At 42.0% G+C, this 21,215-nt stretch carries 12 protein-coding genes; 5 read left to right on the top strand and 7 right to left on the bottom strand.

Annotation, left to right across the window (positions count from 1 at the left end; translation table 11 throughout):
* Positions 1 to 43 precede the first annotated feature (43 nt).
* Positions 44 to 2,329 carry a KAP family P-loop NTPase fold protein gene (locus AC4MCC_RS10780; RefSeq protein WP_491885260.1) on the bottom strand — a complete coding sequence of 762 codons (2,286 nt, stop codon included), beginning with the start codon at positions 2,327 to 2,329 and terminating at the stop codon, positions 44 to 46.
* A 117-nt stretch (positions 2,330 to 2,446) separates the two neighbouring features.
* On the bottom strand, positions 2,447 to 5,341 hold the full coding sequence (locus tag AC4MCC_RS10775; RefSeq protein WP_491885259.1) for a valine--tRNA ligase: 2,895 nt from the start codon (positions 5,339 to 5,341) through the stop codon (positions 2,447 to 2,449).
* Positions 5,342 to 5,515: 174 nt separating this feature from the next.
* On the opposite strand from AC4MCC_RS10775, the gene AC4MCC_RS10770 reads away from it, so the two are divergent.
* The 3 genes from AC4MCC_RS10770 to AC4MCC_RS10760 all read left to right on the top strand — a co-directional run bounded on the left by AC4MCC_RS10770 (position 5,516) and on the right by AC4MCC_RS10760 (position 8,558).
* The gene (locus AC4MCC_RS10770; protein ID WP_491885258.1) at positions 5,516 to 6,211 is read left to right on the top strand and encodes a hypothetical protein; all 696 of its coding nucleotides are present in this window, start codon (positions 5,516 to 5,518) and stop codon (positions 6,209 to 6,211) included.
* Positions 6,211 to 7,017 carry an SDR family oxidoreductase gene (locus tag AC4MCC_RS10765; protein ID WP_432209236.1) on the top strand — a complete coding sequence of 269 codons (807 nt, stop codon included), beginning with the start codon at positions 6,211 to 6,213 and terminating at the stop codon, positions 7,015 to 7,017. The genes AC4MCC_RS10770 and AC4MCC_RS10765 overlap by 1 nt, the downstream gene beginning before the upstream one ends.
* 266 nt (positions 7,018 to 7,283) lie before the next feature.
* A complete protein-coding gene (locus AC4MCC_RS10760; RefSeq protein WP_491885257.1) occupies positions 7,284 to 8,558 on the top strand; it encodes a glutaminase in 1,275 nt (424 codons plus the stop codon).
* Between the two features lie 124 nt (positions 8,559 to 8,682).
* Here the strand turns inward: AC4MCC_RS10760 and dhaK are convergent, their stop codons facing one another.
* The gene (gene dhaK, locus AC4MCC_RS10755; protein WP_491885256.1) at positions 8,683 to 10,413 is read right to left on the bottom strand and encodes a dihydroxyacetone kinase subunit DhaK; all 1,731 of its coding nucleotides are present in this window, start codon (positions 10,411 to 10,413) and stop codon (positions 8,683 to 8,685) included.
* A gap of 258 nt (positions 10,414 to 10,671) precedes the next feature.
* On the opposite strand from dhaK, the gene AC4MCC_RS10750 reads away from it, so the two are divergent.
* A complete protein-coding gene (locus tag AC4MCC_RS10750; RefSeq protein ID WP_419363212.1) occupies positions 10,672 to 11,046 on the top strand; it encodes an endonuclease domain-containing protein in 375 nt (124 codons plus the stop codon).
* Between the two features lie 93 nt (positions 11,047 to 11,139).
* Here AC4MCC_RS10750 and AC4MCC_RS10745 read toward each other — a convergent pair whose 3' ends face one another.
* Both AC4MCC_RS10745 and metH read right to left on the bottom strand, forming a co-directional pair.
* Complete coding sequence (locus AC4MCC_RS10745; protein WP_419363214.1) at positions 11,140 to 11,970, bottom strand: TIGR02391 family protein; 831 nt, start codon at positions 11,968 to 11,970, stop codon at positions 11,140 to 11,142.
* 254 nt (positions 11,971 to 12,224) lie between these two features.
* Entirely contained in the window at positions 12,225 to 15,911 is a 3,687-nt protein-coding gene (gene metH / locus AC4MCC_RS10740) for a methionine synthase (RefSeq protein WP_419374348.1), read from the bottom strand.
* A 516-nt stretch (positions 15,912 to 16,427) separates the two neighbouring features.
* On the opposite strand from metH, the gene AC4MCC_RS10735 reads away from it, so the two are divergent.
* The gene (locus AC4MCC_RS10735; protein ID WP_419374349.1) at positions 16,428 to 18,047 is read left to right on the top strand and encodes an inorganic phosphate transporter; all 1,620 of its coding nucleotides are present in this window, start codon (positions 16,428 to 16,430) and stop codon (positions 18,045 to 18,047) included.
* Between the two features lie 412 nt (positions 18,048 to 18,459).
* Here the strand turns inward: AC4MCC_RS10735 and AC4MCC_RS10730 are convergent, their stop codons facing one another.
* Positions 18,460 to 20,001, bottom strand: a complete 1,542-nt coding sequence (locus AC4MCC_RS10730; protein WP_491885255.1) for a hypothetical protein — start codon at positions 19,999 to 20,001, stop codon at positions 18,460 to 18,462.
* 167 nt (positions 20,002 to 20,168) lie between these two features.
* Positions 20,169 to 21,113, bottom strand: a complete 945-nt coding sequence (locus tag AC4MCC_RS10725; RefSeq protein ID WP_491885254.1) for an ABC transporter substrate-binding protein — start codon at positions 21,111 to 21,113, stop codon at positions 20,169 to 20,171.
* Positions 21,114 to 21,215: the final 102 nt, after the last annotated feature.

Genomic DNA, 21,215 nt, shown 5'->3' with positions numbered 1-21,215 from the left:
CTCCCTTTGGGATGAGAAGCGCTGCTTCGCAAAGGGGTGAGAGTTAGCCATCCCAATCATCATCTCTTCCATTAGCTTTATTTTCGAATCCTTTTCTGAGCATTTTGATTAAGTCATTTTCCTCTTCTGAAAGAATAGAAAAATCAGCAGAGTTGATTATGTTTGATATGCGAGGAATGTTTAAGAACTTTATAACAGTATCAGCTTTAATATATCTTTTGACATGAGGTTTAGTATAGGAACCGCCATAAGATGTAGTACTTTGGATCATTGTCTTAAGTATCTTTAGAATGCCTTGTATATCCTGAGTTTCGGATTCAAACCAATTAAGAGTATCAGAAGAGTTCCCCCATTCTATCCAAAGATACATAAATGAACGGAATGATGGGTTTTTAATTATAGAGTCAGGGTTTGAGATACAAAATTGACTTAATTTAAGAATAAAATCTTTTTTGAGTTGTTCAAAATCTGAATCATCTAATAGGGTATCAGCATTATTATCTCTAGATTTATGTTCTTCAATTAGAATATCTTTAATAATAGAGAAATTTGAATATTGATTAATGTAATTAATTAGAAGTTTAGCTCTCTCTTGTCTGTTCTCAATACTTTCTAAGCACCAGAATGATAATCTGAATAAGCATCTTTGTGCTGTAAAGAAAATAGAACTGCTTGATTCAATATTTACCTCTTCACAAGTATCAAACATTGCATAAAGGTATGATTCGAAATTTTCTTTAGGAACTTGTTTGCTATAAGCTTCAAATTTAGATAAAAAATCTTCTAGTACGTTTCTTGCATCTAAGGCAAGGATTTTCTCTTTAAGTTGTGTTCTATTACTTGCTTGTTGCAAGAAATCTATAAAGTCTGATGTAGAAAAACTTTCGCTATCAAAACTAAGTTTAAAATACTTATCAAAATGGTCTTTATGGCATACTCTGAGTTGAGTAAACCATTCTTGATATGAACTATAATCATGATAATAGTTACTTATGATCCACTGAGTAGTAGGAAAGAGGGTTTTTAAAATACCTTCGACAGATTCTCTATTTTTCTCAGATGCGCTCTTGAAAATATCTTCAATTATTCGTGAATATTTTACTTTATCTGTTTGATTGTTACTCGAGACAGAACCTAAAGAGGTAAAAGCTTCTTTAGAGTTGGAAAGTTTGCTATAAACATTCGGCTCAAATACTCTTAAGCATTCAATGGCTATCAAATCTATTGGATCTGCTTCAAAAATATCATTATTTTTAAAAAGATTAAAGTTAAAGCATAGAGTCGAGTTGAATCTATAAACATTTCTTAAATTATTGAAATAGTTTTTTAAACCGTTATGATAAATTTCCACCCATCTTTTTTGATCAAATTTTTTGTCTGCATCAGTATGACTATTTATCACACCTTCTAGTAGATTAACTAGAACTCCATGGACTTGTTTTAATTGAATTTGTGGAATTGTAAAAGGTATTTGAATAATTTTTTCTAGATAGTTCTCGCCAGATTGCGTTATATCAGTGAGCTTTTTTTCAACTATATCTTTCTGAAATAAAAGTAAAAATATTACATTAGGAAAATCAGTATTTGCTTTAATTAATTGAAAGATCATTCGCAACTCTACAGTTGTTAGGCGATCAATATCATCCATAACGATTAAAAGAGGAGTTGTCCTACTCTTCAAAGCGGTAATTAATTCCTCACGAATTTCTACTAAGGTTTTTTCATTTAGCTTAGCCTTTTGACTAGAATTTTCTGACATTTTACCTAGTATGTCACTTCCTTTCTCAGTAACTGACATAAGAATAGGAATGAGTGATGTTAAGGTCGTAATGAGTAACACTAATTGTATATTATCAGTAAAATAGCTACTTACTAGTCCTGTACCTAAAATTGCAGTAGTTAATAAAGGAACGAAAAGATTAGCACTTTTAAAAATCGTGTGAGCTGTAGAAAGGTGATTACCATACTTAGCAAATATATTTGCCAAATTTTGATCTTCTTTAGATGAGTCTTTCCTTCCAATAGATTTTGATATTTCATCAAAAAAAGCTTGAACAATCTTATCCTGAGCTGACCATTCCCAAGGTGAAAACTCTATAATTGTGGGTGGGGTGTCTTGCTTTTTTGAATAAGACAATGCCATATTTTTAATTGATGATTTTCCTGAGCCCCAATCTCCATGCAACGCAATAACTAGACTTTCATCACCTTTCCATTGAGAAATAGCATCACTTAAGTTTTTTGCAAAATCAGCTCGACCTAATAAGTCCTGTTCTAAATTTCTAATTGGTCTATCAGCAGAAAATGCGTATTTATCTATATTTGTCATGTTGGGGTATTTATAAATTTTTAATCAAATAATTCTATCAAATATCATTATGATTCAAAAAAAATCCCCTCAAATTTGAGAGGATTTTAGCTTATTTTTTAAACATTTAATAAGAAATTAAAGCACCGCAATCTGCTCCATATTCGCTTTAATCTTCGCTAACTGATCAGCAAATTCAGCTAGTTTCGCACGTTCACCTTCAACCACAGCAGCAGGTGCTTTCGCAACGAAACCTTCGTTAGAAAGTTTATTCGCAATTTGGTCATGCTGTTTCTGAACTTTGTCCAGGTCTTTTTGCAGACGGCCCAATTCTGCTTTAGGATCAATCAGACCTTTCATTGGAACGAATACAGACACGTGACCAACAACTGAAGATGAAGACAATGGTGGTTGTTCACCATCAGAAAGGAAAGTGATGCTTTCAACTTTCGCCAATGCTTTAAATAGCGCTTCAATACGTGTGATCTGCGCTTTTTCAGCTTCAGTCGTGTTCTGAAGGAGAACTGGTAACAGACGCGCATTACCTAGGCCCATTTCACCACGGATGTTACGTACTGCACCGATCAGACCTTGCAGCCATTGCATGTCTGCTTCAGCTTGTTCGTTGATCTTCGCTTCATCTGCAACAGGATACTGAGCCAGCATGATGGTTTCGCCAGAGATCCCCAATTTCGGTGCAAGCGTTTGCCAGATTTCTTCAGTCAGGTACGGCATGATTGGATGCGCAAGACGTAAAGATGCTTCCATCACCGCCAATAACACACGACGAACTTCAGCTTTACGCTCTTCAGATACGTTTTCATCGTTTAGAACTGGTTTAGTCAGCTCGACATACCAGTCACAGTATTCATTCCAGATGAACTCGTAGATCGCTTGAGCAGCTAAGTCTAGACGGTAAGTTGCGAATGCTTGCTGAACCGCTTGTTCCGCTTTTTGCAAACGGCTCACGATCCATTGTTCTGGCAATTCCCAAAGATCAGGACGAGCAGTTTGACCAACAGTTTGACCTTCCACGTTCATCATCACGAAACGAGTACCGTTCCAGATTTTGTTGGCGAAGTTACGGTAACCTTCAACACGTTTCATGTCGAACTTAATGTCACGGCCAGTGTTTGCTAATGCACAGAAGGTGAAACGAACTGCGTCAGTACCGTAAGCCTGAATACCTTCTGGGAATTCTTTACGGGTGGATTTTTCAATCTTCGCAGCTTGTTTAGGGTTCATCAGACCGAAAGTACGTTTTTGTACCAAGGTTTCCAGATCTACACCGTCAATCAGGTCTAATGGATCAAGTACGTTACCCTTAGACTTAGACATCTTCTGACCTTCGCCATCACGTACCAGACCGTGTACATACACAGTTTTAAATGGTACTTGCGGTGTGCCATCTTCATTTTTCATGAAGTGCATGGTCATCATGATCATACGGGCAACCCAGAAGAAGATGATGTCGAAACCAGTGACAAGAACATCAGTCGGGTGGAAAGTATTCAAGAAATAGTTTTCTTTATCTTTCGCTTCGTCGCCAGTCCAGCCTAAAGTTGAGAATGTCCACAAACCAGAAGAGAACCAGGTATCCAGTACATCTTCATCCTGTTTTAATTCAACTTCAGGTGCAATACCGTGTTTCGCGCGAACTTCTTCTTCGTTACGACCGACAAATACATTGCCTTCAGCATCGTACCAAGCCGGAATACGGTGACCCCACCACAATTGACGCGAGATACACCAGTCCTGAATGTTGTTCATCCATGACATATACATGTTACTGTATTGCTCAGGAACGAACTTGATCCGGCCATCTTTTACCGCTTCAATAGCAGGTTCAGCCAGTGGTGCAATTTTCACATACCATTGGTCTGTTAGAAGTGGCTCAACGATTACGCCTGAACGGTCACCGCGAGGTGGTTTCAAAGTGTATGGTTGGATCTGATCTAACCAGCCTTCAGCTTCCGCTTGCTCAACCAGTTTTTTACGTGCTTCAAAACGTTCTAAACCAATGTAGTCTGCTGGCGCAGGGATAGTTTTAGAAATCTGCTCACCGGCTTTTTCGATATATTCAAACTCAGCCAGAACTTCGGCATTTTTGTTGAAGATGTTGATCAGTGCCAGACCACAGCGTTTACCCACTTCATAGTCATTGAAGTCGTGTGCAGGTGTGATTTTTACACAGCCTGTACCGAATTCTTTTTCAACATATTCATCAGCAACGATGGCAACGGTACGGCCAGTAATTGGCAATACAATATTTTTGCCGACAAGATGCGCATAACGTTCATCTTCAGGGTTGACCGCAACCGCAGTATCACCGAGTAATGTTTCTGGACGAGTGGTTGCAACGACAATATGGTCTTTACCATCTTGAGTGCGCAGTGATTTATCTTCAAAGAAATATTTGAAGTGCCACAGTGAGCTTTGTTCTTCTTTATCAGATTCTACTTCAAGGTCAGACAGGGCGGTTTGCAGTTTAGGATCCCAGTTCACCAGACGTTTGCCGCGGTAAATCAGGCCTTCTTCATGCAGTTTCACGAATACTTCTTTAACGGCGTTGGATAAACCTTCATCCATGGTGAAGCGTTCACGTGACCAGTCTACAGAAGAACCCAAACGACGGATTTGACGGGTAATATTACCGCCAGATTGCTCTTTCCATTCCCAAACTTTTTCGATGAACTTTTCACGGCCCAGATCATGACGGCTTACGCCTTGAGCACCTAACTGACGCTCAACAACCATCTGGGTTGCGATCCCCGCATGGTCAGTACCTGGCTGCCATAAGGTATTTTTGCCTGACATACGGTTATAACGGGTCAACGCATCCATGATGGCATTGTTAAAACCATGACCCATGTGCAAGCTACCAGTGACGTTTGGCGGCGGAATCATGATACAGAATGATTCACCTTTTTGAGACGGCTTGAAGTAACCGCGCTCTTCCCAGGTTTGGTACCATTTTTTCTCGATCTCGGTCGGATCGTAGGTCGTAGCAATATTTTGCGCTGAATCAGTCATAGTCTAAACAGATCAAAAGTGGATAAAAAATTGCATCTATTGTAGCAAAAAAATCAAGGCATGCGGCAGCTTAACCAAAAGCAAACTTTCGCCAATTGGCAGTTGCCTGAACTCAACGTATGATAGATTGATAAAACGCGACTCATCGCAGACGATTAAAAAAAGGATAACAAGATGAGCTATAGCATTTCTCTCAAGATTCACCCCGATACCCATCAACGCTTTAAAGACCTGCATTCCCGATTTAATGCTGGCGAGCAGGAAAGTCTGGCCAAACTGCTCGGTGAAAATCTGGCCGATATTGCCTGTGAAATTATTGACCAGATTTTTGGTCGTGTGGTGCAGCTCTCTAGCTCCCCAGATCAGGAATCTGAAAAAGTCATTCAACAGATTTTAGAAACGACTCGCAAATATATGCCGTGGTCGGTTTCGTTTTTTGGTAATGATCGGCTAATTCCCATGGTGAACTATCTGTATAAGATGACCCATGAAAATGAGGACGGATATTTTGTTCGCTATCCGGTAGAACGCATGCTGATCACGGAACTGCTAGGCTGTGTAGAGCAAATGAAAGGTGGCAATAATCAGTATGTATCACCGGCACTGAAGGCTTTTATTCAGGTGGTGGATCAGGGGGTGACGCATTTGGTGCGTGAACCGAAAAAGATGCTGAAATTTAATGTGGTGGTGGATAAAACATTGAATGGTGTGATTCACCTGACCACACAACTGGGTTATAAACGTTTTGATAAACTTGGTAGCCTCTATGATGCGGATACCATGAGTTATTATTTTGAGCAGTTGCTGGCATTTCTGGAAGATGAAATACCGCCAGGCACACATTCATATAAAGAGGGTGACAGGATTTAATGGCAAAACTAGAAAATTTACAGGGAAAAGTAGTCTGGATTACCGGAGCATCTTCAGGAATTGGTAAGGCACTGGCTGAAGAATGTGCTGCCCAAGGTGCACAGATAGTATTGACCGCACGACGTTTGGAAGAACTGGAAAAAGTCCGTGCAGGACTGGTGAATCCTGATCAGCATATTTCAGTGGTGGCTGATATTACTGATGAAAGTCAGGTACGCACGGCTTATGAACAGGTGCTAAGTGAGAAAGGCCGCATTGACTGGCTGATCAATAATGCTGGACTCAGTCAGCGTGCCCTGATTCAGGAAACCACCATGCAGACTGAACGCGCCATTATGGAAGTCGATTATTTCTCTCAGGTGTTTTTGACCAAAACGGTTTTACCGACGTTTTTAAAACAGAAATCTGGCCGGATTGCCTTTATTTCCAGTGTAGCCGGTCTACTTGGAACTCAATATCGGGCGTCTTATTCAGCAGCCAAAGGCGCGATTCATATGTGGGCGAACAGCTTACGTGCTGAAATGGCAGATCAGGGTATTCAGGTATCCGTGATTTTCCCGGGCTTTATTAAAACCAATGTGTCTTTTAATGCCTTAAATGGGGAAGGCAAACCTCAGGCCAAGCAAGATGAAGCGATTGAAAATGGCCTGGAACCGGCTGATTTTGCCCGTCAGACTGTAGAAGCATTGAAACGTGGCGAAGAATATATCGTGGTGGGTGGCTCTAAAGAAAAACTAGGTGTTTTAGTTTCACGTCTATCGCCAAAAGTGTTGTATAAGATGATTCGCAAAACGAAAGTGAAATAATCTGCCTGGAACATCAAGCTGGTTGTTATCGGTTACAGGTTTATTGCTCCATAGAAATAGACCTGTAATCTGAAAATAATGTGCTCATCTTTATGATTTATCTATTTTAAGCTTTCTGATCTTGCCCAAGGAATTCATTTATTTCTCCTATCTCTTTTGCCCATCTCCCATTTTCACAACATAAAACTGCATAAAAGTAGCAAAACCGTCTTCAGTATTCAGTTTTAATAAAAATGATATAAAAGATTGAGATGGGAGCATTTGCCATGAAAACGCCGGTACCGGATTATTTGAATCATGTGCTTTCTGCTTGCCATGATAATAAAAAAGGCGCGCTGGCAGATTACATTCCTGAACTTGCTGCGGTTGATCCTGACAAGCTCGGACTTGCACTATCGACAGTAGATGGAACCATCTATTCTGCCGGGGATGATGACGTTGAATTTACCATGCAGTCTCTTTCTAAGCCTTTTGCCTATGCGCTAGCAATCAAGGAACTAGGGCTAAAACAGGTACTGGAAAAAGTGGGTGTAGAACCTTCGGGAGAGGCCTTTAACCAGATTTCGTTGGAAAAAGAACGCAATATTCCAAAAAACCCGATGATTAATTCTGGTGCGATTACCACACATTCTCTGATTCCTGCCAAAAAAACGGTATCACGTGCTGAACAGTTACGCCGTTTTTTAAGTGGACTGGCTGGACGTGAATTGTCCTTTGATGAGCAGGTGTATAACTCTGAGATTAAAACAGCTTTTCGTAATATGTCGATTGGCTACATGCTACGTACCGTCGGTGTGCTGGATGAAGATCCTAAAGAAATCGTGCATGGCTATATCAAGCAGTGCGCAATTAAGGTCACAGTCAAAGACCTAGCGGTGATCACCAGTATATTGGCCAATGGTGGTGTGCATCCCAAGACAGGAAAACGGCTGCTGGATCGGGCTTTAGTCCGGCAATTACTCAGTGTGATGCTAACCTGCGGTATGTACGATGCTGCAGGTGACTGGCTGACCACAGTCGGTATTCCGGCCAAGAGTGGTGTGGCAGGTGGCATTATTGGAGTACTGCCAGGGCAAGTGGGGATTGCGGTCTTTTCACCGAAAATCGATGAGCATGGTAATAGTGTACGTGGGGTCAGAATCTTTGAAAATCTGTCGCACGATATGGGGCTGCACCTTATGGAAGGTACGCCGTCAGCACAGACCATTCTGCAAAGCCGTTATACGGTGGGTAAAAAGAATAACGTCGTGGTTTATGAACTGCGTGGAGTGCTGCAATTTACTGAGTCTGAAATGCTGCTACGAATCTTGCAGGATGAACCGGAAGGTAAAAGTACCATTATCCTCGATTTAACCAATCTCACTCTGATGCATGATGTCGGTGCCCGAATGCTGTTTGAAGGCGTGGATCGCTTAAAACAGGATGGGCATAAAGTATTGATTATAGACTCAGAAGGTTTGCTGGATAAAGATCAATTAAAGGGTAGAAAAAGAGTCGTGGTGACGGAGGAGTTGGAGAAGTTTTTGGAAAAGTATAAATAACCTTTTCCTTGCGCAGCAGTGCTGCTTATCTTCTAAAAGGAGAGGGAATTTCACTGTGAAATCTAACCCTCTATTTAATTAAATGAAACACCCTCTCCCTGTGGGAGAGGGATAAGTCAAAAAATTACTTAATATGCTCAGCAATATCGCTAAAGATCACACCTAAACCATATGCACCGGCATCTGGATATCCCAGACTTCGATCACCGACCGTACCGGCACGACCCATACGCGCCACGATGTCTTTGGTGGATTCTGCACCTTGAACTGCCGCTTGAGCACCTAGAACAAAGTTTTCTTTAAAAGTCTTGTCAGTATTGGCAGACCAAGAATCTGCACATGGAACCAGAGCATCAATCAGGGTTTTGTCACCAACGACTGCACCACGACCAAATGAACGTTCGCCTGTAATCTGAATGCCTTTGACTGCTGCTTGCAGCATGTCAGCAAAATCTGCCACAGTTAATGTGGTTTTGCCTTTAATGGATTTACTGGCTGCACGGAAAGCAGATCCCCAGATTGGACCTGAAGCGCCACCACAATGTTCCATGATAATCATAGAACAGTTCAGCAGGAAATCATCCATCTGTTCAGCCTGAACCAGTTCATGCCACTGGCGTTTGAGTTGTTTAAAGCCTTTGGCAACACTCATACCGAAGTCGCCATCGCCTGCATGGGCATCCAGCTCACAGAAAGGCACTTCATTTTTAATGATACAGGCACTCATCACATCCACCACATAGCGCATGTTTTCAATGGTGAATTGTTCATTGGCAATCACAGCATGTTCAGGATGTGTTTCAACATCTGTATTTACTGTGCGTACAGCAGCTTGGTCTTTGGCAGCAAACTCAAATGGCAGTGCAGGTGAACCATCCATTTTAAATGCGGGGGTATTGGCTTCTGCATCCAGATAAGTTTTCAGTTCATCATCCACAGCTAGTAGCGAAACTGATGCACCTGCCATGTCGATACTGGTCATGTAGTTGCCGACAAAGGTACGGTAAATTTTGATGCCTTTACTTGCCAGATGTTCACATACATCATTATTGAACACATACAATTCTTGCAGTGGTGTTGTACCAAAGCCATTTACTATAACTGCAACTTCAGTCAGGTTTGGACGATCCAGGAACAGGTCATCGACAATGCGCTGAGCTAGTTCTTTAGAAGGCAGAATCTTTTCACGACGGATCCCCGGTTCACCGTGGATACCGACGCCGTATTCCATTTCATCTTCAGCTAAAATGAACGTTGGTGTGCCTTTGGCTGGAACGGTACAAGAGGTAAAGGCAAAACCAAGGCTCATTACATTGTCTGCCGCTTTTTGTGCCAGTTCTTTAACACGTGCCAGCTCATAACCTTTAGAGGCAGCAGCACCGGCAATCTTATGCACGAAGATTGTACCAGCTACACCACGACGGCCAACGGTATATAGGCTGTCTTTTACTGCGATGTCATCTGCGACTTTTACGTAATCAACCTTGATGCCATCTTCAGTTGCTAATACAGCGGCATTTTGAAAATTCATCATATCGCCAGAATAGTTTTTGATGATCATCAACACGCCTTTGTCAGTCGCTACTTGCTGCAAGGCTTTATAAACCTGAATCTGTGAAGGTGAGGCAAACACGTCACCACATACGGCAGCGTCCAGCATGCCTTGACCGACAAAACCGGCATGAGCAGGTTCATGACCGCTACCCCCACCACTGATCAGCGCGACATTTTGGTGTTTTTCCTTTCGGGAAATGATTTTATAAGATTCATTAAATGCCAGTTCTGGATGTGCCAGGACAAAGCCTTTGCACATTTCGACAACGATGTTTTCAGCACCGTTCATGAGTTTCTTCATTGGAACACCAATAGTCATTGATTTGGGAGATAAATTTATTGGTCTATTATTCATGAAAGTGATGATTTTTGCAGACTTAAAAATGTAATAACGAACAATTTTGGAATGATGGGTTAGAAAAGGGGCGCATATTTGATAAATTAAATCCCTCCCAACCTCCCTTTGAAAAAGGGAGGAGCTGTCACGTAATTTATTTACATGGCGTCCCCCTCTTTGGAACAGAGGGGTTAAGGGAGATTCTAAAAAATGAGAATAAAAATGAAACCTTACAATAAAAACTTAAAACAAGCCTCGCGTGACTTACGTAACAACCTGACCGATGCTGAAAAATTATTATGGTCACGACTTCGGAATAAGCAAATTTTAGGTTTGCAGTTTTATAGACAGAAACCAATTTTAAATTACATAGTGGACTTTTATTGCCCAGCAGCGAATTTGGTCATTGAATGTGATGGTAGTCAGCATTTTACAGATGGTGGTTTAGAGGCAGATCGGGTTCGTGATAAAGCCTTGGCTCAGCTAGGTTTAAAAGTATTGAGATTTGATAATAGGCAGGTGATGGGGCAGATTGATGATGTGGCAAATGTAATTTATAAATATTGTTTGAATGAACTTCCTAAAGAATCCCCCTAAATCCCCCTTTTATAAAGGGGGACTTCACGCGAATTTGATGGCGGTTATGGAATCACGTAGTTCCTCCCTTTTTCAAAGGGAGGTTAGGAGGGATTAAAAACTACTTTCATATATCTTTCTTGCTTCAGCGGCTTTATCTAATTTTCTATGAATTAATGATACTGTTGATAGAATATCTAAGGCATCTTGTTCATCAATATTCCATGTGATTTTGGGAGCATGAGCAGTCGTATTTCGAAAAGTTCCAAAGACACCTTTAAGTAAATTCATGAAACCCTTCTGCTCGCTCTCCTCACTTTCAGTGGTAAGTTTATTTAATGCTAAATAAGGGATTTTACCTTTATAAGAAAAGGCTTGATCAACAAGTTCTGCACCATCAGTAGTTAAATTTGTTTTAATTCTAATTTTTTCAGCAATACTTTTAGTAGCTTCAAAAACCGCATGAAAATAATTATCTACGAGTAGTTCTGCTCTACAGAAGGCTAAGACATCAGGATGTATTTTTCTATCTAATAAAGTTTTTCTTAAATTTTGTGCTCGTGCTTCAGCTTCATCAAAAGTTTGAACTTTGTCTGCTTGCTTGAGTTCGCCACTTTCAGTGAGTTCAAAACCTTCAAATGACAAAATATAATTCAATTCAGTTCGTATATTTTCAAACCATTCTTTTCTATGGATATGCCGTGAAGGACGCATAACATACTTAATAAAAGCTAAGACATTATTGGAGCAGCGATCTTCAGTTTGTTTTGAGTATAGAGCATCATATAAGCGTTTCCATTTTGTTGAATTTAATTGAAGATCTTTGATATTACATTCAGCCAGATACTTGGTAATTTCTGTTCCTGAAAGCCCATTATTAGTTTCACCTAAAGTTTTACAGATGCTTTCTAAGCTTCCAAGATCTAAACTTTTTATTATTGCCATTTGTCAATCTTAAATTTTTCATGGATTTAAGCATTCTAAATATTCATTTTATTTATAGCAATTTAATCCCTCCCAACCTCCCTTTAAAAAAGGGAGGAGCTGTCATGTAATAAATTTGATACGTGAAATCCCCCTCTTTGAAAAAGAGGGGTTAGGGGAGATTAAAAACAAAAAAATCCCCTCACTCGAGGGGATTTTTTATATTCGATAAGAATGGATTCTTCTCCCTTTATCAAAGGGGGATCGAGGGGGGATTAAACCACTGAATCATCCAGATTTGGCGCTAACCAGCGTTTCGCTTCATCCAGTGTCCAGCCTTTACGCTTCGCATAATCTTCCAGCTGATCGCCAGAAATTTTGCCCACGTTAAAGTATTCAGTTTCAGGGTTTGCATAGTAGAAACCGCTCACTGATGAAGGTGGCCACATCGCAAAGCTAGAAGTCAGGTAAGTACCCATCTTCTCAGTCGTACCTAACCAGTCAAAGAGTGGCGCTTTTTCAGAATGTTCAGGACAAGCTGGGTAGCCCGGCGCAGGACGGATGCCGACATATTTCTCTTTGATCAATTCATCATTGTCTAGAGTTTCGTCTGCCTGATAGCCCCAGAACTCTTTACGGATCCTCTGGTGCAGATGCTCAGCAAAAGCTTCGGCAAAACGGTCACCCAAGGCTTGAACCATAATCGCATTATAGTCATCACCTTTGGCTTTATATTCCTGAGATAATTCTTCCGCACCGAAGATCGAAACGGTAAAGCCACCCAGATAATCCTGAGCTACATCTTTAGGTGCAATAAAGTCAGCCAATGAGTAGTTTGCTTTACCGGTTACTTTGTCAGATTGCTGACGTAAGTGCTCGAAGGTATGCGTTACGTTACCAGCTTCATCAGTCACTGCAACCGTATCTGAACCGGTACGATTTGCAGGGTAGATGCTGAACGTTGCACGCGCATCGAAACGTTTATTTTCGATAATGTCTTTCAACATTGCTTGTGCTTGTGCATACAGGTCACGTGCTGCTTCACCAACGACTTCATCTTCAAGGATTTTCGGGAATTTACCCGCAAGGCTCCAAGAGATAAAGAACGGTGTCCAGTCAAAGTATTCCACCAAGGTTTCTAAAGGATAGTTGGTGAAAGTCTGTGAACCGATGAAGTTTGGTTTAAATGGCGCATTCTTGTCGAAGTCGATTTTGAAACCATTTTCAACCGATTCAGCATAAGACAGTTTCGCTGCTTTCGGCTGTTTGTTGGCAAGACGGGTACGGATTTTTTCATAATCCGCTGCATAGTCTGCTGCCAGTTTTGGCTTCATCTCGGCAGAAAGCAATTGAGTCGCTACACCTACAGCACGAGAGGCATCAGCTGTGTAGTACACGCCATCATTCTGGTATTGAGGGGCAATCTTCACAGCCGTATGTGCCTTAGAAGTCGTCGCACCACCAATCATCAATGGAATGTTAAAGCCTTTACGCTGCATTTCTTTGGCAACGAATACCATTTCATCCAGAGAAGGGGTGATCAGACCAGACAAACCGATGATGTCAACTTTCTCATCAATCGCAGTTTGCAGAATCTTTTCACATGGCACCATGACACCAAGATCGACCACGTCATAACCGTTACAGCCCAGTACCACACCAACGATATTCTTACCGATGTCATGTACGTCGCCTTTTACGGTGGCCATCAGGATTTTACCTTTGGCTTCACCTTGGGTTTTTTCCGCTTCAATGTACGGGTTCAACCAGGCCACGGCCTGTTTCATCACACGTGCAGATTTCACCACCTGTGGCAGGAACATTTTACCGGCACCGAACAAGTCACCGACCACATTCATACCGGCCATCAATGGACCTTCGATTACGTCGAGTGGACGAACGGCTTTCAGGCGAGCTTCTTCAGTATCCTGATCGATATAAGTGGTGATACCTTTAACCAGCGCATATTCAAGACGCTTTTCAACCGGTTCATTACGCCATTCCAGGTTTTCTTCAGCTTTTTGCGCGCCGCCTTGACCACGATATTTCTCAGCAATTTCAAGCAATTTTTCAGTTGCTTCGTTGCCACTTTCACCCTGGTTACGGTTCAGAATCACATCTTCAACCGCATCTTTCAGCTCTTTGTCGATGTCATCATAAATCGCCAATTGACCGGCATTCACGATACCCATGGTTAAACCTTGCTGGATACCGTAGTACAGGAATACCGCATGGATCGCTTCACGCACCGGTTCATTGCCACGGAATGAGAAGGATACGTTCGAGATACCACCAGAGATCATCGCATTTGGCAGGTTCTGTTTAATCCAGCCAGTAGCTTCAATGAAATCTACAGCATAGTTGTTGTGTTCTTCGATACCGGTTGCTACCGCGAACACGTTCGGGTCAAAGATGATGTCTTCAGACGGGAAGCCTACTTCATTCACCAACACGTCATAAGAACGCTTACAAATTTGTTTTTTACGTTCAGCAGTATCGGCCTGACCATTCTCATCGAATGCCATCACAATCACCGCTGCACCGTACTGACGGCAGAGGCGGGCACGTTCTACAAACTCGTCATAACCTTCTTTGAGGGAAATCGAGTTAACAACCGCTTTACCTTGGACGCATTTCAGACCAGCTTCAATGATTTCCCATTTTGATGAGTCAATCATGATTGGCACGCGTGAAATATCAGGTTCAGATGCCACCAGATTCAGGAAGTGCACCATCGCGCCTTCCGAATCAAGCATGCCTTCATCCATGTTAATGTCGATGATCTGTGCACCGGCTTCAACCTGTTGACGGGCAACATCTAGCGCTTCGGCGAAGTTTTCTTCTTTGATCAGACGCAGGAATTTTTTCGAACCGGTAACGTTAGTACGTTCACCGACGTTCACGAACAATGAATCTTTGGTAATGTTAAATGGTTCCAAACCACTTAAACGACATGCAGGCTCAATTTCTGGCACTTGACGTGGGGCAATCCCTTCAACTGCTTGAGCAATGGCACGGATGTGATCAGGCGTCGTACCACAACAACCACCAGTAATATTGATCAGACCACTTTCCGCAAATTCTTTAATGAATGCTGCGGTCTCTTCCGGAGTTTCATCATAACCACCGAAGGCATTTGGTAAGCCTGCGTTAGGATGGGCGGACACAAAAGTATCAGCCACGTCAGATACAGTTTTTACGTGTGGGCGCATGGCATCTGCACCTAGGGCACAGTTAAAACCAATCGAAATTGGTTCTGCATGACGCATTGAGTTCCAGAACGCTTCTGCAGTTTGACCAGTCAGGGTACGACCAGACGCATCGGTAATCGTACCAGAAATCATAATTGGCAATTCAGTGCCTAGTTCTTTAAATACTTCCTTCACTGCAAAGATCGCAGCTTTGGCGTTTAAAGTATCGAATACGGTTTCGATCAGGATGATATCGACACCGCCTTCAATCAAGGCCTTGGTTGATTCGATGTAATTCACTTTCAATTCGTCAAAAGTGATATTACGGAAGGCAGGGTCATTTACATTTGGAGAAATTGAAGTCGTGCGTGATGTCGGACCAATCACACCTGCAACAAAACGTGGTTTTTCAGGTGTTGAATATTTTGCACAAGCTTCTTTAGCCAGGCGTGCTGCTTCACGGTTGATTTCCGGAACCAGATCTTCCATGTGATAATCAGACATTGAAACACGGGTGCCGTTAAAGGTATTGGTTTCAATAATATCGGCACCAGCTTCAAGATAAGCTTCGTGAATGCCTTGAATAATCTGTGGCTGAGTCAGCACAAGTAAGTCGTTATTGCCTTTAAGGTCGTATGCCCAATCAGCAAAACGCTCACCACGATAATCGGCTTCTTCCAATTTATGGCGTTGGATCATGGTACCCATCGCACCATCGATAATTAAAATTCTCTTGGCAAGAAGTTCTTTTAAGGTGGCAAGTGTAGACATTCAAACTTTCTCAGTAAGCATCAAAAACGGCAACAATCTTAACAGATTAGTGCGCAGTTTTCTGTAGTGCTTATACAGAATGCTGGATATGCCTGATTTGAAAATTTGATAAAGACACTCAAGCCGGTATAGAAAGCTGAAAACAGATGGAAATCTGGAAATTAAAGTTCTTGATAAAAGCGTGCGACTGGAAAATAAAATGTAAGCAGCTTTCATCAGAGTGTCATATAACAAAGCTAATCTTTAATCAAATATGACAGGCTCGGAAATATGACAGCCGGGTAGGAATGACCAGATATATTGCAAAACATGAATAAAGCCGGGCGATTCAAGTGTTTTTCTTTTAATAAATAATTGATTATATTTGTATATTTTTAAAATTTAGAGCATGTGGTTACAGGATAAACGGCAACGAGAAAGTCTAAAAAACTGGTTTATATGACAGCACTTTGTCATATAATTGTCACAATTTAACTGAACAATATGGGGATTCTTGAATCCTCTATTCCTGCTTGCATGAATTCTAATCAAACTCCCTTAGGTTCAGCACAACAGTCGCCTTCTGATAAGCCGGCCAATGTTCATGTGCCAACACCGAAATTTTTTATGCCGGTGTTTCTGACTCTAATTATCTCCACGCTGATCTATATCGGCTTCCAATTGACTTCAGATTTAGCTCATGTCCCACCGATCGGTCTGTATTCAATGATTCTTTTAGGCACGGCGTTATTCATTGCGCTGGGCTTTGAATTCGTCAACGGTTTCCACGACACGGCCAATGCGGTTGCGACCGTGATTTATACCAATGCATTGTCTGCACCGGTTGCAGTCATGTGGGCAGGTTTTTGTAATTTCCTCGGGGTAATGGTGGCCAGTGGTGCTGTTGCATACGGAATCATTGCATTATTGCCTGTCGAGCTGATTATGAATGTCGGCACAGGTGCCGGTTTCGCTATGGTCTTTGCCATGCTGATCGCTGCGATTCTCTGGAATCTGGGTACCTGGTTCCTTGGTATTCCCGCTTCAAGTTCACATACCCTGATCGGTTCGATTCTGGGGGTAGGTATCATGAACTACCTGCTGAATTCTGGTGGTGGTGCTTCTGGTGTGGATATGGAACAGGTGCTGAAAGTTGGTAAAGCATTGCTGTTTTCACCTCTGATCGGTTTTGCTTTTGCTGGGGTACTATTTCTGCTGGTGAAAAAGATCTTCAGAAAGCAGCTTGAACTGTTTAAGCCACCTGAAGGCAATAAGCCACCACCACCGCTGATTCGTGCCATTCTGATCTTTACCTGTACTGGTGTAAGCTTCGCGCATGGTTCAAACGATGGTCAAAAAGGTATGGGCCTGATCATGCTGATCCTGATCGGCTGTGTACCTTTAGCATATTCATTAAACAAAAATCTGGATGCAGCTCATATCCAGTCTTTTGGCCAGTTGTCTGCGCAAACGGCTGATGCGATTTATCCGCAGCATGAAGATATTCCGGACGAAAAAGCACGTGCCATCATTACCACATACATTCAAACCAAAGAATTGAATGCTGAGGTTGTTCCTGCACTGGCAAGTCTGACCGATCATTTGGGTGATAAAGTTGGTAGCTACAGCAACATCAAGGATGTTCCAGAAGCACAAGTTTCAGAATTCCGTAATGACATGTACCTGAGCACCACAGCGTTTAAACGTCTGGATAAAGCACAAGCTTTACCGGCAATGAGCGAGGTTCAGGAACAAACCGTTGATGAGTATCGCGACAATCTGGATTCATTCCTGCAATACATTCCGACCTGGGTAAAAGTGGCAACAGCTTTGGCACTTGGTCTGGGAACGATGGTCGGCTGGAAACGAATTGTCGTGACTGTGGGTGAGCGGATCGGTAAAGAACATATGACTTATGGTCAGGGCATGTCTGCTGAATTGGTAGCGATGTCGACCATTGCCGCTGCGGATGGTTTCGGTATGCCAGTCTCTACGACTCACGTTCTAAACTCTGCAGTTGCAGGTACCATGGTGGCGAACAAGTCTGGCCTAAACTTTAAGATGGTGAAATCGATCCTATCGGCTTGGGTGTTTACACTACCTGCAACGATCTGTTTATCTGGTGGTTTGTACTGGATTCTTCTGAAAGTTTTCTAAGAAGATTCGATGTAAAAAACGCTGCTGATGCAGCGTTTTTTTATGGGTGCTAGAAAAGTTTTAGCCTTAAGAAATAGTGATTTGCTTTCTGGAAATAGGAGACTTTTTGTTATCTAATGACTTTCAAAATTATAAGGGATGCTCTCTCTATGGGATGAGTAGCATTGCTGCGCAAGGGGGGGAGGGTAATCAGAAGGCTAAAAGTATTTTCAATAGAAGGATTAATAGCTAATTTCAACTAAATGTAAAAAATGAGTATTTCTTAGTCTTACTTTTGAAAGATGAGAAGTGCACTTCGCAAGGTAACAAAAATCTTTTGTTAGGCTGATGATATGTCCCTATATCACAGCCTAACGGCGACATCCATGTCGCCTGACCAATAAAATTAGTTTCATCTTTATTTCAGAAAAAATCACTTCTTCAACTTACCTAATAATCCTTTCGGCAGTTTATCTGTTGCAAAACCATACAACGCAGCAAACGGCAATGCTGTACGTGCCAGATAAGCCACACGCCATAAACCGCCATGATTCGCACCAGACATCATTAACTCAAGTGGATGATTGAGTTTTACATCAGGATTGGCCACAGATTCTGGATTACGCAGGTCGTGAATCCAGAGCGCAGCCATAATCGCATTGGTGGTTTCAGGGGAAAACGCTTCCACATCAAACAGGCTGGCACCATTAAACGCAGCTTTCAGCAGTGGATTTTTGGTCACTGAATAAGTCGTTGTTGAAGGAGCGATATTGATGCTCACTTGCTGCCCATTGGCACGTGCTAGCGTTGCACGCCATTGCTGGATGCGTTTAGCCAGTGCATAGTTTGGACCTTGCTCAACGACCAGACAGTCGCAAACACCGTAAGACTTATCACCAACCTTAAACAGATCCTGCTTATTTTTCTGGAAAAAATGCTTGCGTGAAATCAGTGAAATGCCTTTGGTTAAGGTACTTTCAATTTTGGAAAGCTGCTGATATTTACTTTGCGAAGCCTGAACCACTTCTTCTGGAACTGCATACACATCGGTCGGGGTACACATATACATCAGGCTGGTATTGGCTTTCTGCTCGCTAACATATTTCATAATGGCATCCATCGCCATAGAAACACGTACGTGCCTTTCACCGTCCAGATAAGCAATTGCCGCAAGATCCAGATTCTGTTTGAACTGAATCAGCCATTGGGCAATTTCAGGAATCTGGGTGAGTAGGTTAGCCCCCAGTTTTTCTTTTAAAATATCTAGTGAAGTATCAGTTGGCAGCGCTTCAACTGATGGTGCATATAAAGTGGCGTTGCCTTGACTCACTGTATCTAGAATCTTGCCCCAGACACGAGTATTTGGCAGATCGATCGCTACGATATTGGCTTTCCATTTGGATAGCCAAGTCAGTGGACCTGCTTCAGAAGCGGCTCCAAATAGAACAGTGGTACGATCGGATAGGTCAAACCATTCTGGATGGGCTATACATTCACGCAAGGCATTGGCATGACTCGGTTCGACGATACCACGATCTTCCCAAGATTGAATCTGATCTAGTAGTTCTTGTCCTTGCAGTTTTTTGCCATGATAAGGCACATACCATTCTGGGGCTTTTTCAGACTGGCCTTTCAGCTGGAAGGTATTCAGGTTCTGCGCAGGCAAGGACATCACATCTTTCAGTAGATGCTTCTGACCATCACGATAAAACTCAAAACTGGCATGTGCAGTTTCTAGACCTTGCTTGGCAATACTTAGTGCTGCACCTGCGGAGCGTAATCCATCTACAACCAGATGTTTAAAGTGTACTGGATATTGCTTACGCCAGTTCTTTTCCTGCTGTGCTGCGGTAGCATGTACAGGATCAACTGCGCCTAAGGCTTCAGAAATAATGTTACGGCCGATTTTCGATGTGCTTGGTTTTTGTTGTGAAGCAGAAATGGGAAATTGAAGACCGTCTAGGGAAGTGGACATGCAAAATATCTCGCAACTTACAGCAATTAATATACAGATGTATACATTATCGCTGCTAAGTTGCTTCCTGGGTTGGCATTAAATTCCAGTCTTGGGTCTTAATTTATTACGAGATGTTTCAAATAAAAAGGAAGCTTGAAGCTTCCTTTTTAGCAATAGGTTAAAAATTAATTCGCTGTGCCTTTAATGAGTTCTTCCAGCATGAAAGCGGTATTGTCCAAACCCGCACCAGTGATGTACCAGGCATCGGCATTCACATAGATGACTTTTTTCTCAGCCAAGGCTTTGGCATTTTTCAGGGTAGGGTGTTTTTGAATATTATCCTGAGCAGTGTATTTCTGGGTATTCACCGCACCACGATCCAGGACAATGATGTAATCCGGATTCTTCTCAACGGCTGCTGTAATACGCTGAACATTTTTCTCAGCTGCTTTCAATGCTTCTGGAGAGCCGACTTCTGGACGGGGTGCATCAGACTGTTCAGATGGATCCAATACCGGTTTAAAACCTGCTAATTCATAAACAAAGCCAAAACGGTCATTTTCTGCATGTGGCATAAAATTTTCACCGACTGCAAACAGCATCAGTGCAGTTTTGCCTTCAGTCTGCTTTTTCAGTTGTTGCTGCAGCGTTGCGATTTTACCGAGCTTTTCAGTAGCAATTTTCTCTTTACCAAATGCACGAGCCAAGACATGGGCACGTTCCGTCAGATTGGCAATATATTGGCTAGTATCTGGAGAAAGATCTAAAGTCGGAGCAATACTTTTAACAGCCTCTGCTTTGGAAGCCGAACGGCCACCGACAATAATCAGATCAGGTTTCGCAGCTTTTAATACATTGAGATCTGGTTCGAACAAGGATCCAGCTTTGGTAAATTTGTCCTGCTGATACTTGCTTAAAACACCTGCGAAACTTGCAGAAGGTACCAGTTGTGCTTCGAGTCCCAATGCATTCAAGGTATCCAATGCAGACAGGTCATACACTGCGATCTTTTTTGGCGCTTTTTTAAGTTGAATATTTTGGTTTTTATAGTCGAAAGTGACCTGTGCAGAAACTGTAAAGGAAGTTGTCAGTCCTAATATTGTGGCAAGTGCTAAAGTCTTAAATTTCATGTTTATTCCTCTAAATTCGCGACAAGATTAGCATAATTTTTGGAAATGAAAATCATTTTCATATGTGAATTATTAAAAAAAGGGATAATTGCTATCCCTTAA

Source organism: Acinetobacter sp. CAU_H_56 (assembly GCF_058599425.1).
Note: the sequence above shows the minus strand (reverse complement) of the source record. Positions and strands in the feature narration are given on the sequence as shown.

Coding starts and splice junctions, on each gene's coding strand:
- AC4MCC_RS10780 (WP_491885260.1), bottom strand. CDS start 2,329: ATGACAAATATAGATAAATACGCATTTTCTGCTGATAGACCAATTAGA.
- AC4MCC_RS10775 (WP_491885259.1), bottom strand. CDS start 5,341: ATGACTGATTCAGCGCAAAATATTGCTACGACCTACGATCCGACCGAG.
- AC4MCC_RS10770 (WP_491885258.1), top strand. CDS start 5,516: ATGAGCTATAGCATTTCTCTCAAGATTCACCCCGATACCCATCAACGC.
- AC4MCC_RS10765 (WP_432209236.1), top strand. CDS start 6,211: ATGGCAAAACTAGAAAATTTACAGGGAAAAGTAGTCTGGATTACCGGA.
- AC4MCC_RS10760 (WP_491885257.1), top strand. CDS start 7,284: ATGAAAACGCCGGTACCGGATTATTTGAATCATGTGCTTTCTGCTTGC.
- dhaK (WP_491885256.1), bottom strand. CDS start 10,413: ATGAAGAAACTCATGAACGGTGCTGAAAACATCGTTGTCGAAATGTGC.
- AC4MCC_RS10750 (WP_419363212.1), top strand. CDS start 10,672: ATGAAACCTTACAATAAAAACTTAAAACAAGCCTCGCGTGACTTACGT.
- AC4MCC_RS10745 (WP_419363214.1), bottom strand. CDS start 11,970: ATGGCAATAATAAAAAGTTTAGATCTTGGAAGCTTAGAAAGCATCTGT.
- metH (WP_419374348.1), bottom strand. CDS start 15,911: ATGTCTACACTTGCCACCTTAAAAGAACTTCTTGCCAAGAGAATTTTA.
- AC4MCC_RS10735 (WP_419374349.1), top strand. CDS start 16,428: ATGAATTCTAATCAAACTCCCTTAGGTTCAGCACAACAGTCGCCTTCT.
- AC4MCC_RS10730 (WP_491885255.1), bottom strand. CDS start 20,001: ATGTCCACTTCCCTAGACGGTCTTCAATTTCCCATTTCTGCTTCACAA.
- AC4MCC_RS10725 (WP_491885254.1), bottom strand. CDS start 21,113: ATGAAATTTAAGACTTTAGCACTTGCCACAATATTAGGACTGACAACT.